Source organism: Spirochaetota bacterium (assembly GCA_030154445.1).
GTDB lineage: Bacteria > Spirochaetota > Brevinematia > Brevinematales > Brevinemataceae > Brevinema_A.
The window spans coordinates 24,055-37,288 of the sequence record JAGUQW010000007.1 but is presented as its reverse complement, the minus strand read 5'-3'; the positions used below and the strand labels follow the sequence as shown (position 1 = coordinate 37,288).

13 protein-coding genes are annotated in these 13,234 nt (G+C 29.7%); 10 read left to right on the top strand and 3 right to left on the bottom strand.

The genetic code is table 11. From position 1 onward, the window contains the following. Window positions 1-54: 54 nt before the first annotated feature. Window positions 55-777 (top strand): amino acid ABC transporter substrate-binding protein, encoded by a 723-nt coding sequence (locus KFW21_04240; protein MDK2818639.1) that lies wholly within the window; start codon window positions 55-57, stop codon window positions 775-777. 208 nt (window positions 778-985) lie between these two features. Here the strand turns inward: KFW21_04240 and deoC are convergent, their stop codons facing one another. Then, window positions 986-1,654 (bottom strand): deoxyribose-phosphate aldolase, encoded by a 669-nt coding sequence (deoC, locus tag KFW21_04235; GenBank protein MDK2818638.1) that lies wholly within the window; start codon window positions 1,652-1,654, stop codon window positions 986-988. Window positions 1,655-1,769: 115 nt separating this feature from the next. Then, window positions 1,770-2,999, bottom strand: a complete 1,230-nt coding sequence (locus KFW21_04230) for a dicarboxylate/amino acid:cation symporter (GenBank protein ID MDK2818637.1) — start codon at window positions 2,997-2,999, stop codon at window positions 1,770-1,772. A 262-nt stretch (window positions 3,000-3,261) separates the two neighbouring features. Between KFW21_04230 and KFW21_04225 the strand changes: the two genes are divergently transcribed. From KFW21_04225 to KFW21_04200, 6 genes are all read left to right on the top strand, one after another. Further along, window positions 3,262-4,257, top strand: a complete 996-nt coding sequence (locus tag KFW21_04225; GenBank protein MDK2818636.1) for a glycosyltransferase family 2 protein — start codon at window positions 3,262-3,264, stop codon at window positions 4,255-4,257. A 285-nt stretch (window positions 4,258-4,542) separates the two neighbouring features. Next, window positions 4,543-5,964, top strand: coding sequence for a glutamate--tRNA ligase (locus KFW21_04220; protein MDK2818635.1), 1,422 nt, complete (start codon window positions 4,543-4,545; stop codon window positions 5,962-5,964). An 18-nt stretch (window positions 5,965-5,982) separates the two neighbouring features. Further along, window positions 5,983-6,264, top strand: coding sequence for a hypothetical protein (locus tag KFW21_04215; protein MDK2818634.1), 282 nt, complete (start codon window positions 5,983-5,985; stop codon window positions 6,262-6,264). 55 nt (window positions 6,265-6,319) lie between these two features. Further along, on the top strand, window positions 6,320-7,372 hold the full coding sequence (gene prfB, locus KFW21_04210; protein ID MDK2818633.1) for a peptide chain release factor 2: 1,053 nt from the start codon (window positions 6,320-6,322) through the stop codon (window positions 7,370-7,372). 16 nt (window positions 7,373-7,388) lie between these two features. After that, window positions 7,389-8,234 carry a UTP--glucose-1-phosphate uridylyltransferase gene (locus tag KFW21_04205; protein MDK2818632.1) on the top strand — a complete coding sequence of 282 codons (846 nt, stop codon included), beginning with the start codon at window positions 7,389-7,391 and terminating at the stop codon, window positions 8,232-8,234. Next, window positions 8,234-9,190 carry a GNAT family N-acetyltransferase gene (locus KFW21_04200; GenBank protein ID MDK2818631.1) on the top strand — a complete coding sequence of 319 codons (957 nt, stop codon included), beginning with the start codon at window positions 8,234-8,236 and terminating at the stop codon, window positions 9,188-9,190. The genes KFW21_04205 and KFW21_04200 overlap by 1 nt, the downstream gene beginning before the upstream one ends. Before the next feature lie 5 nt (window positions 9,191-9,195). Here the strand turns inward: KFW21_04200 and KFW21_04195 are convergent, their stop codons facing one another. Beyond that, complete coding sequence (locus KFW21_04195) at window positions 9,196-9,888, bottom strand: polyphenol oxidase family protein (protein MDK2818630.1); 693 nt, start codon at window positions 9,886-9,888, stop codon at window positions 9,196-9,198. Between the two features lie 173 nt (window positions 9,889-10,061). On the opposite strand from KFW21_04195, the gene KFW21_04190 reads away from it, so the two are divergent. From KFW21_04190 to lptB, 3 genes are read left to right on the top strand one after another with little or no spacing between them, the layout of a single operon-like run. Beyond that, window positions 10,062-11,606, top strand: a complete 1,545-nt coding sequence (locus KFW21_04190) for a S41 family peptidase (protein ID MDK2818629.1) — start codon at window positions 10,062-10,064, stop codon at window positions 11,604-11,606. 16 nt (window positions 11,607-11,622) lie between these two features. After that, window positions 11,623-12,453 (top strand): acetyl-CoA carboxylase carboxyltransferase subunit beta, encoded by an 831-nt coding sequence (locus KFW21_04185; GenBank protein MDK2818628.1) that lies wholly within the window; start codon window positions 11,623-11,625, stop codon window positions 12,451-12,453. Window positions 12,454-12,456: 3 nt separating this feature from the next. Next, the gene (gene lptB / locus KFW21_04180) at window positions 12,457-13,218 is read left to right on the top strand and encodes an LPS export ABC transporter ATP-binding protein (GenBank protein MDK2818627.1); all 762 of its coding nucleotides are present in this window, start codon (window positions 12,457-12,459) and stop codon (window positions 13,216-13,218) included. Window positions 13,219-13,234: the final 16 nt, after the last annotated feature.

The window sequence follows — 13,234 nt, the reverse complement described above, 5'->3', positions numbered from 1 at the left end:
ATAATATAAAACAATTATTATGAAATAATAATATATATAAATAAGGAAAATTTTATGAAAAAAATAATAGTATTAGTCATGCTTATGATTCTAGTATCTTGTCAAAAAAATAATAATACAAAACATCTTAAAATAGGAGTAAATGCAGAATATGCACCATATGAATATTTAGAAGGAAATGAGTTTGTTGGATTTAATGTAGAATTGGTAAAATATCTCTTAGAAGAAGCTGGATATACTTATAAATTTGAAAATATGACTTTTGATGGTTTGATAGCAGCCCTTCAAGCTAAAAAAGTAGACATATTAATTGGAATTTCGCCAACAATAGATCGTCAAAAAGTTGTAGATTTTACAGATAATTATAGTAGAGATATTCAAGTAATAATTAAATTATCTAATAATGTATCTAAATTAGATATTAACAATTTACAAAATAGAAAAATAGGCGTACTATTGGGATCTATTCAAGAAACAATATTAAATACTATACCTCAAGTAGTGCCAGTATTATATAATAATTATACAGGTGCTATTTTAGATCTTAAAAGCCAAAAAATTGATGGAGTTATATTATCTTCTATTGCTGCAAAATTACAAATGGAACAAAATCCAGATTTAGCTATATTAGGTATTGTAGAGAATGAGATAAATGAAGGTTATGCAATTTCTATGAATAAAGGACAAGAGACACTTAAAAAAGAATTGAATGAGGCTTTACAAGTATTAGAATCTGAAGGTATTATTCAACAATTAAAAGAAAAGTATAATATATAATAAAATTACCCCGATTTTGATGATATATGTATCTTATTATTAATTTCAATATTGATACAGAGTTAATTCAGGGAATTTGTTGAGCTGAAAATGATCCCAACTAGCAGTTAGAAAAAACTGATAAAAAATTATAAATTTTAATACAGAAAGCCTCTCTTATAATTAAGTAAGAGAGGCTTTCTGTATTTTATTATAGGATCTTGTATTTTTAATAGGTGCTTTCGTTGTTAATAGCTGTGTTTTTTATAAGTTCTATACCAGAACTAGTACCCAAACGCATTATACCCATATTAATATAATCTTGAGCTATTTGGGTATTACTAATTCCTCCAGCAGCTTTAATCAAAATTTTTCCTTGAACTTCTTCAAGCATGAGAGTTAAATCTTCTTTGGTAGCGCCATTACTATTAAATCCTGTAGATGTTTTTATATATTCGGCACCAGAATTAATAACAATAGAACACATTTTACGCTTTTCATCATCAGTAAGGAGGCAAGTCTCGATAATTACTTTAAGAATATGTGATCCTATTGCTTGTTTTATTTGTGTGATTTCTTGTTGGATAAGATCGTATTTTTTGTCTTTGAGAAATCCAATATTAATAACCATATCAATTTCTGTAGCCCCATCTTTGACACATTGTTTAGCTTCAAAAATTTTTGATTCTGTACTCATAGCACCAAGAGGAAATCCAATAACAGCGGCAATGTGTATATTAGTGTTTTTTAGCAATTTTTGTGCTAAAGAAACATAAGAGCCATTAATACAAATTGCATAGAATTGATTTTCTATAGCCTCTGTGCATAATTGTTGAATTTGTTTTTCTGTTGTATTAGCTTTGAGGATGGTGTGATCTATATATTTGTTAATGAACATATTAAACTCCTTCATTAATTATTATAATAATAAATTATCATAAATAGTAATAATACTGTTGTAAAAAAGCACAAGAAATTATCCTGTGCTTTTTTGTGATTAGTCATATAGTTGATTATGCTAATTTATTAGCTATCCAATCTTTACCTTCTACCATACGAGTTACAAGCATTGATGCTATTGTATCACCAGTAGCATTAATCATAGTAGCAGGAGGATCAATTAAATATCCAAGAGTCGCAATAATAGGAAAAGCTTCGGGTGGGAATCCATACATAGAAACAATAAAGATCTCTCCTATTAGTCCCCCACCAGGAACACCAGACATCACAATTCCCCCAGCAAGTGCTAACAACAAAGCTGTTGCAAATGTTTCTACTCCTGTAAAAGGAATACCATAGATACCAAATAGAAATGATATTTTTAATACAGTACCAATAACAGTTCCGTCCATGTGGGCAGTAGCACCAATAGGTAATACAATATCTCTAATTTCTTTTGGAACACCTATTTTTTCACATGCTTCAAGATTGACAGGAATTGTAGCAATACTACTTTGTGTTGCTAAAGCTGTGATAGCTGGTGATACAATATATTGTAATCTACGAACTCCTTCTTTGCCTCCAGCAATAAAAGCATAAATAGGGAACGCAAAGATAAAATAGGCAATACATAAAGGATAATAGATGAGCATTGCTCTTGTATAAGAACCTATCAAATCTTGTCCATATTGGCCGATTAATGCAGCAAAATAAGCTCCAAGACCTATGGGTGCATAATACATTAATAAACCTATCATTTTTAAAAACACTTCTGATAAGGAATCTAATGCTTTAGCAATAGGTTTGCCTTTGTCACCAGCTAGATTAATACTCAAACCAAATAATAATGCAAAAATAATTAAAGGAAGAAGATGACTTTTGGATAGTAATAAAGGAAAATCATTTACAGTGAATGTATTGACGATTTGAGAACCTGTTTCAAATGGTTTTTGTAATTCGACAGAAGCTGTTTCTAATTGAACCCCAAGAGCTGGTGGAAAAACAGAAACAACGATTAGTATTAACACTGCTGCTACCAAACCTGTAGAAATAAAAACTATAAATAGACTTCTAAGAATATGCCCAAGTTTTTTGAGATTACTCATACTAGAAATAGAACTACTAATAGTTACAAATACTAAAGGTACAACAATAGTGAACATCCCATTAATAAATATATCGCCGAAAGGTTTGAATATCTTGGCATTTGTACCCATCTTGACACCAAGAATACTACCAATAACAATGGAGCTTAACAGTATAATAGGGAAGTGATAAGCTTCCCAAATTTTTTTAAAATTCATTGTAGATTTCATAAACAACTCCTTATTTATTAAGGATAGTATAGTATAGATAATTTTTTTTAACAAGTTTTTTGTATAAGTAATAAGAATACATCTATGTATAATTAAGAGTATCTATTATTATACATAATTAATATTTGAATATCGATTAATTTTGATGAGGCGTTCTTTGGTTTTTATAGTTTAATATTATAGATAGATAGTTGACAATTATCAAAGGGTAGGCTATTATTATTAATAATAAATATTATAGGAATAATATATGCAAGAAAAAATTTTATCTATCGTTATGCCTTGTTATAATGAAGAAGATGTTATTATCCATACTTTAGAGACTATTGTCAAAAAAATAACAGAATATCAAATTAATAATTATGAAATAATTATTGTTGATGATGGTTCAAAAGATAAATCTTTATCAATATTACAAGAATATGCGGAACAAAATTTATGTGTTAAAATAGTATCATTAGCTTCTAATAAAGGACAGCAGAGTGCTATATATGCAGGTCTTTGTTATTCATCAGGTGATGCAGTAATACTAATGGATATAGATTTACAAGATCCTCCAGAATGTATTCCTCAAATGATTGAATTATGGAATGAAGGTTATCATGTAGTTTATGGAAAGAGATTAAAAAGAGATGGAGAAACTATCCTAAAGCGTTTTACTGCATATTTATTTTATCGTATTTTAAATAAACTTTCTTATACAAATATCCCAAAAGATGTAGGTGATTTTCGTTTGATGGATAGAGCTATTGTTGATATAGTTATTAATATGAAAGAACACAATCGTTTTAATAGGGCTATTGTTTCTTGGTTAGGATTTAAGCAAATTGAATTAGAATTTGACCGACCAGAGAGATTTGCTGGAGAAACAAAATTTGGCTGGAAAGAAATGCTTAACTTGGCTAAAGATGGACTATTTTCATTTAGTTATGCTCCTATTCAGATCATACAAGGCTTAGGTGTTTTTTCTGTTGCTATATCAATAATCTTAGTGATTTATGCCTTAACTTCTCGAATTTTAGGTTATTCTACTCCTGGTTGGACATCATTAATGGTAGTGATGGTATTTTTTTCAGGAGCTATTTTATTTGCTTTGGGATTAATAGGAGAATATATAGCTAGAATTCATACAGAAGTTCTTCAACGCCCTTTATTTATAGCAGCCAAGACATATAATTTAAAAGGAAAATTACTTCCCAAACATGTAGCATCTTTTATGAATGAAAAAAATATAGATCTTCAATAAGTATAAGGGTACTCGTGAAATTCATACAAAAATCTATTGTATAGATATATTAAAATGATTTATAAAATAGCTCAATATGATTTTTATATAAAATATTGTATGCTGACAAGTAAGATTGTAGGATAATGGTAATACGCATATACAAATAATAATCAAAAACAACCTCTCAATTAGAGGTTGTTTTTGATTTGATTCTAAAGAGATTTGTAGAAAAGCTTGAAAAAAATCAAAAAATTAGCTATAATAGTTATATTAAATTTATGTTAAAATGATAAAGAGGAAAATATTATGATTCGTACTCGTTTTGCTCCATCACCTACAGGTCACCTACATGTTGGTAATGTTCGTTCAGCTTTTTTTGCTTGGCTTTTTGCTCGTAGTCAACAAGGTAAATTTATCATTCGTATTGAAGATACAGATCAAGAACGCTCCAAACTAGAATATATAGATTTATTACTTAATGATATGGAGTGGTTAGGTTTAGATTGGGATGAAGGTCCTAGAGTAGGTGGGGATTATGGTCCTTATCTTCAAACAGAGCGTGGTGATACTTATGCAATTTATACTCAAAAACTTCTCGAAACAGGTAACGCTTTTAAATGTTATTGTTCTGCAGAAGAATTAACAGTAGAGCGTGATCTAGCTGAGTCAGAATCTCGACCACCTCATTACAATGGGCGTTGTCGTTCACTAACAGAAGAACAGAAAAAATCTTTTGAAGCACAAGGAATAATCCCTGTAATTAGGTTCAGAGCTTATGAAGAAGATACTTTATTGAATGATATGATCAAGGGTGAGATTGTATTTCCAAAAGGGATGGTTGGTGATTTTGTTATTGTTCGTGCTAATGGTATACCTGTATACAATTATGCTGTTGTGATAGATGATCTCACTATGAAAATCACTCATGTGCTTCGTGCTGATGAGCATCTTTCTAACACTGTTCGTCAACAAATGATTTATAAAGCACTAAAGGAACCAGAACCAAAATTTGGACATATGGCACTTGTTTTGGGAGAAGATAGACAAAAACTTTCTAAGCGTCATGGAGCAACTAGTATTGATGAATTTCGTCGTTTAGGATATTTACCAGAGGCTCTTTGTAATGCTTTGGTATTATTAGGATGGTCTAGTCCTACTGCAGAAGAAATAATGCCTGTTAGTCAAATGATAAAACAGTTTGATATTAATAGAGTATCGGCATCTCCAAGTGTATTTGATTTTAAACGCTTAAATTGGATTTCAAAACATTATATTGCTGATGCTGATTTAGATCGTGTTGTAGATTTATGTATTCCTTATTTATTAACAAAGTCTTACGACCTAAGTGATAAAGCTTATCTCAAATCTGTTATAGAAATTGTTCGTGGTAATTGTAGTTATTTATCAGAAATTACTAATTTTGTTGATTATTTCTTTGTAGAAAATTATACAATAGATACAGAAATACAAGAATTATTAGCAACAGAAGAAGCACAGCAAGTAGTCGCGTCTTTCAAAAAAGCATTAGAGGCAGAAACAAGAATTATAGACAAAGATGTTTATAAAGATCTTACAAATAGTGTAAAAGAGCAGACAGGATTTAGTGGTAAAAAATTATTTATGCCTATTCGTGGTATTCTTACAGGTAAAGCTCATGGACCTGAAATGTTTTTAATATTACCAGTTTTGGGTAAAAATAGATCAATGGAACGATTATCTTGTTAGTATAATTAGGAGGCAATTATGTTTGATATTTTAGCATGTATATTGTTATTCGGAATCGTAGTGGTATTGTTTCAAATTGGTAAAATGATGTTTTATCATTTGCAACTTATACAAAAATTTATGATGACTAGAAATTTTTCTTTAAAAATAATTATAGAATATATTACTCAAAAATTAAAGCAATTCCTACGATTCTTACGAAAATTGTTTTCTTCTAAAAGAGGGAAAAAATTAACAGTAGACTCGCGAGAATTAATAGATATAACCCATCAATTAGAAATTATTAATTTAGAGGTTTAATTCATGGGAATATTATATGAAAGATCTCTAGCTTTACAACAATTATTTCAACAAGATAGGAGGTATCTTTGATCTTGATAGAGATATTCATAAATTAGAAATACTTAAAAAATCAATAGAAGATCCTTCTGTATGGGATGATCATCAGAAAATAACAAAACTTAATTCAGATATTTCTCATTTAGACAAATATTTAGCCCCTTGGTTGTTCTTGGAAAATACTATTAATGATCTAGTAGAATATGTTGCCTTAGCCGAAGAAGAAAATGACGAAAAGGAACTAGCTCTATTGACTAAAGAATATGACAAGCAATGTCGTACGCTAGATGAATTAGAAATTTGTATCCTATTGAATGGAGAAATGGATCATTGTAATGCTTATCTTAATCTTCATCCAGGGGCAGGTGGTACAGAATCTCAAGATTGGGCTGAAATGTTATTAAGAATGTACCAACGATGGGCACAAAAAAAAGGATTTGAAACAGAAATTATTTCCTTAGAAGTAGGTGATGGTGCAGGTATTAAAGATGCAACCTTACTTATTAAAGGTACTTATGCTTTTGGATATCTTACCGCTGAAAATGGTATTCATCGATTAGTTCGTTTGTCTCCTTTTAATGCTCAAAATAAAAGACAAACCTCATTTTGTGGAATTAGTGTATCTCCAGAAATTGATAATACTATAGAGATCATTATGGATGACAAAGACTTGCGTATTGATACTTTTAGAGCTAGTGGAGCGGGAGGACAACATGTCAATAAGGTATCCTCAGCTGTTCGTATCACTCATATACCTACAGGATTAGCCGTAAGTTGTCAAAGCGAACGCTCTCAAATAAATAATAAAGATTCTGCAATGAAGATGCTAAAATCAAAATTATATGAATTAGAAAAACAAAAAAAAGACCAAGAATCATTAGAAAAATCACTAGAAAAAAAATCTGTAGAATGGGGTAACCAAATCAGATCCTATACATTTCAACCTTCAACTATTGTAAAAGATCATCGAACAGGGGTTGAAAAGGGAAATGCACAAGCGGTTATGGACGGTGAAATAGATGAATTTATTATTGCTTGGTTAAAAACTTTTAAAACACATCACAAATAATATACAAGAGGTAGGAATGAAAGCATTTATTGTAGCAGCAGGATATGGAACAAGAAATCTTCCAGCCACCAAAACATTAGCGAAAGAATTATTTCCTATTTTCGATAGAACAGTAATGGATTTTATTTTAGATGAATGTGAAGAAGCTGGTATTACAGATTTGGTAATTCTGATTAATAGAAGAAAAAAAGCTCTCGAAGATTATTTTGATAGAGATCCTGAATTAGAAGCATTACTTACTAAAGCTGGTAAAAAAGAAGAATTAGCATTAATAAAAAGAGCGACTAAATTCAATGTTATTTTTATTCGTCAACAAGAGATGAAAGGAACAGGACATGCTATATTATCCGCTAAATCATTACTTCAAGATGCACCGTTTATCGCATTTTTCCCAGATGATATAATTCTTGGAGAAATTGGAGGAGCAAAACAACTGTTAGAAGTATATAATCAAACCAAATGTTCTGTTTTAGCAGCGCGAGAAGAATTAGAAAATATCTCAGCTTATGGAGTAATTGAATACAAAGAACAGAACAATCTATCTTATGTAACTCGTATTGTAGAAAAGCCAAAAACTGGAGAGATTGATTCTAATTTGGTATCTGTAGGACGCTTTATCTATACACCTGAATTTTTAGAAGCATTAGAAGAAGATTACAAATCACATACAACTGGGGAATTTTATCCTATGGGTGCTATGATGAGTATAGCTCAAAAGGGAAAATTATTTGTAAAAAAATTAGAAGGTAAAGTTTTGGATACAGGTAATCACAAAGCTTATTTAAAGACTTTTTTAGAATATGCTGATTCAACTCCTGAAGGGAATCAAATTATTAATCAATTTATTGAAAATAGAAAATAATGTTTACTATTAGAAATGCTAATCAAACAGACGAATCAGCTATATTAGCTTTAGGAAATAATTTTGAATTAACTCCTTATATGATAGATAAAAAATTTAGGAATCTAACAGATGTGAAGGTTCCTTTATTAGTAAATACTCAATTTTCTAATTCAAAAATAAAAATTTTAGTAGCTTGTATCAATCATAAGGTAGTAGGATTTATTTCTTTTATCGTAGAAAAAGAACTTTCAAATTATATTTCTACAACAGAAGAACAATATATTTCTATTTTATTTTTATCAGTAGATGAAAAATATAGAAAACAAGGAATAGCAACAAGATTATTAAAATATTGTTTTGAAAAATGGCGAGAACAAGATATTACGATTGTTAGAGTAGGAACTGATTGTGGCAATACAAATGCTTTGTCATTGTATCAAAAACAAGGTTTTAATACTATTCTGAACTGGAATATTTATCGTATTTATAAAGACGATAATAAACCTTTTAGCCAACTATTGAATTTTGAACAAGTAGATCTTCATCTCAAAAATTTTCCTATAAATATTTTGTTAAAAAGAGCTATTCCTTGGTTTTATGATCCTAAAATATCACATAATAGATTACATAGATTTTTGATTGAAAAAATTATGTTACAAATTCAAAATAATGATCTTCAATGGATAAAGCGTAAGGTAAATAATTCAATATTATCTTTGACTATAAAAAGGGATAAAGCAAGAGAAGAGTATTATAAAATTAAAGGTAGTTTGTGGACAATAAATGATTTGTTTGAAAGTGAGAATAGAGGACAATTTTTACCAGAATTTATTAATACGACGATTCGTAGTCTTCCAAATTTTGCTATGGTAGAATCTTGGGTATGTGCACATGATTATGAAACACAAAAAATATTGTTAAAAACGGGGATGAAATTTGTATATGGTGGAATTTCGTTAAGAAGAGAATTGTAATAATATTATTTTATTCCTATAAAAGATAAAATTCTCTCTGTTTCTCCATTATTTCTATAAGAATAAAACTTTTTCTCTCCCTCATTATCTTTAGAGCAATGAGTGCAATAATCACTAGGTCGTATATTGTCTCGTGTAATACCAAGTGCTAAGAGATCATTAATAAGGATATTTTCCATAGGGAGATATCCTTTTTCTGTAGAACAAGAAATATCAAATTCTTTTAAAATGTTAGAACCTACCTCATAACACATATGACAGATATGAGGACCTATTTGTACTTGAAGGTCTGTAAGAGAAATATTTAATTCTTGTGACATTTTTTGTATACTTTTAATAGTAATTTTTTTTTTCAATCCCATACGACCACTATGAACAATACCGATCTTAGTATTTATCGGATCATATAAAAATACAGGGATACAATCAGCTGTAGTAACAGCAATAAGTTGTTTAGGATGATCTGTGATCAAAGCATCAGCATTAAGTGATAAATTATCAGTATTAATATTTAAGGTAAGATCTGTATGAATAAGTTTGGCTGTAGTGAGAGAATTCATAAAATATAAATCTATTAATTTTTGATGAAAAGCTGGGATTTGATTGGGTATTATTAATTTGTTAGAACAATCGCCAAATTTACGAGTAGTGGTTCCAGCAATAATATTAATGAATTCTTTGAAATATTCTACTATCATATTAACTCTCTATATTTTTATAAGATTAAAAAGAATATGATATCATATATTATCTAAAATAGCTATTTTATTATTAATAATTACTTAGAGATATTTGGTATAATTGACTTTTATTTAAAATTGAGTTATGATATGTAAATATTTTATTTTTTAAGCCACTTGGAGGCTATATTATGAACAATCAAAAATTTTCCTTTTTTAATAATCGTGTAGTTTTTATTATTTCTATAGGATTAGCCTTTTTTACAGGTGTTTTTGTAAATAATCTTAGACAAGATAAAGTGAATGGTAATTTATTTGGGCAGGATGCGGTAATAGATGAAAACTATTTTCGTTATTATGATATGTTTAGACAAGCATATCAAATTCTTCAAAATGAATATGTAGATATTAATAAAGTAGATTCCAAAACATTGCTTTCTGGAGCTATTAGAGGGATGTTATTTTCTACAGAAGACCCCTACACAGATTTTTTATCACCAGAAATTGCAGAAGAATTTGCAACAACTCTTAATGCTACCTTTTATGGAGTAGGGATAAGAATTGAGATGCGTCATAATTGGCTTACTGTTGTAGCACCTATTAAAGGAACTCCAGCAGCAGAGGCTGACTTACAAGCGGGTGATCAAATTGTTGAAATTGATGGAGAAAGTACTAAAGGGTTAACTTCTTTAGAAGCTGTGAGTAAAATTAGAGGAAAATTAGGGACTTCAGTAAAATTTACTATTGTAAGACCTGGAATTTTACAATCTTTTCAAGTAGTATTAAAACGAGCTAAAATTGATATTGATACTGTAGAATATGCTGTTATTCCTTATGAAAATAAAAAAATTGCTTATATTAAAATTATTGAATTTGGAATTCCTACAGAAAAAGAGTTCGAAAAAATATTAAAAAAAGCTCTTAGTGAAACTCCAGACAGTATGATTCTTGATGTAAGAAACAATCCTGGTGGTTTGTTATCTGGGGTATCAAAAATAGCAGATATGCTGTTAGAAGAAGGACTAATTGTATATACAAGAGGTAGAATTCTTACTGAAAATTTTGAATTTAAAGCAACTCCAAGAAATACGCTAGTGAGTAAAAATATACCTATTACAATATTAGGGAATCAAGGTTCTGCATCTGCATCTGAAATTTTGATAGGAGCTCTAAAAGATACAGGAAGAGCAGTATTTGTAGGTAAAACAACCTTTGGTAAAGGTTGTGTACAAAAAACATATCCTCTTTCAGATGGTTCTTTACTAAAGTATACTATTGCAAAATATTATTCTCCTTCTGGTAATACTATTGCTAAAATAGGAATCAAACCAGATATTGAGGTAGGTTTGTGGTATGATACTTTGACAGATGCTCAAAAAACAAGTGTTATTCAAATTCAAATGACAAATTATATTGCAGATTTTTTACAAGATAATAAACAAAATGTAACAGAAGAAAAAATCAATCAATTATATGAAAAATTAATCAAAGATGGATACAATATTACTAGAGAAGTGTTAGGATTTGTTGTGTTACAACGCCAACAGGCAACTTCTGATACACTCTATAATCTTAAATTAGATGCTCAATTAGTAAAAGCATTAGAAGTTGCTATAGATAAAAGAATAGTAACAAATTATCAATATTTCCATACTGCTAAAACTTTTGAAGAATTAAAAGTTTTAGAAGATAAGGCACTAGAAGAACTAAAAGAACAAGCTAAAACAAATAAATAATACTAACGAGGAAGATATGTCGTGGTTTAACATAAAGAATAAAAACAACACTAACAAAACTGATAAAAATAGCAATGTATACAAATGTAAAGAATGTTTATCTTCTGTTCCTATGGATGAATATATAATTAATAATAAAGTATGCTCAGCATGTGATAATCACGATAGATTAACTGGAATAGAAAGAATGGGGCTTCTTTTGGATGAGAAATCTTTTGTTGAAACAAATGCTGATCTTTTGTCAAAAGATTTTTTAGACTTTTTTGATGGAGAAGTCTTTTATGAAAATAAATTAAAAATAACACGACAACAAAAAAATATTAATGATGCTGTTAGAACTGGAAAAGGTACTATTAATGGGATTTCTGTTAATATTGCTTGTATGGATTTTGGATTTATGGGTGGTAGTATGGGTTCTGTTGTAGGTGAAAAAATTACAAGAACTATAGAACAAGCAACTAAAGACAAATCTCCTATGATTATTGTTTGTGCTTCTGGTGGAGCTAGAATGCAAGAAGGTATTGTTTCTTTAATGCAAATGGCTAAAACTTCTGCAGCTTTACAAAGACATAGTGAAATGGGGTATTTGTATGTTTCGGTTCTTACTCATCCTACTACGGGTGGAGTATCAGCTTCTTTTGCTATGTTGGGTGATTTTATTGTTGCTGAACCAAAAGCTTTAATTGGATTTGCCGGCCCTCGTGTTATTTCTCAAACAATCAAACAAAAATTACCAGAAGGATTTCAACGAGCTGAATTTGTACAAGAACATGGATTTATAGATATTATTAGTCATAGAAAAGATTTGAAAAACACATTATCTAAATTAATCTATTACACGAGTTAAATTATGAGTATTATAAAAGGTAGTGAAAATATACAAATTTTATCCGGACTAGTTGCTAACAATCTTCGAAAATCTTATGGAAAACGTCTTGTTGTAAAAGGTATTTCTATACATGTTCAACCTGGAGAAGTTGTTGGGCTTTTAGGACCAAATGGAGCTGGAAAAACGACTACTTTTAGTATGCTTGTTGGTCTTTTAAGACCTAATGATGGTGAAGTGTTGTTGGATGGTGATAATATTACGCATCTTCGTATGTATCAACGGGCAAGGCGTGGAGTTGGATATCTACCTCAAGAATTATCAATTTTTCGTAAACTGAGTGTAGAAGATAATATTAGATCTGTTCTTGAAATTCGTGGATTAAATAAAGATGAAATAAATACGACAGTTGAATCATTATTGACAGATTTAGGACTGCATAAAATTAGAAAACAATTGGGTTATACTTTGTCTGGAGGTGAAAAGCGTAGAACAGAAGTTGCTCGTATTTTGGCTATTCAGCCACGATTTTTATTAATGGATGAACCATTTACAGGTATTGATCCAATAGCGATAGCTGATATTCAACGCTTAGTTTTGGAATTAAGAAGTAAGTGGGGTTTAGGAATTCTTATAACAGATCATAATGTGCGTGAGACATTGAAAATTGTTGATAGGACTTATATTTGTTATGATGGTCAAATTCTTGTTAGTGGTACAGCTCAAGATCTAGTAGAGAACGAAGAGGCTCGACGCACCTATCTTGGTAGTGACTTCACAATTTAAAATAAAATAGATAGAT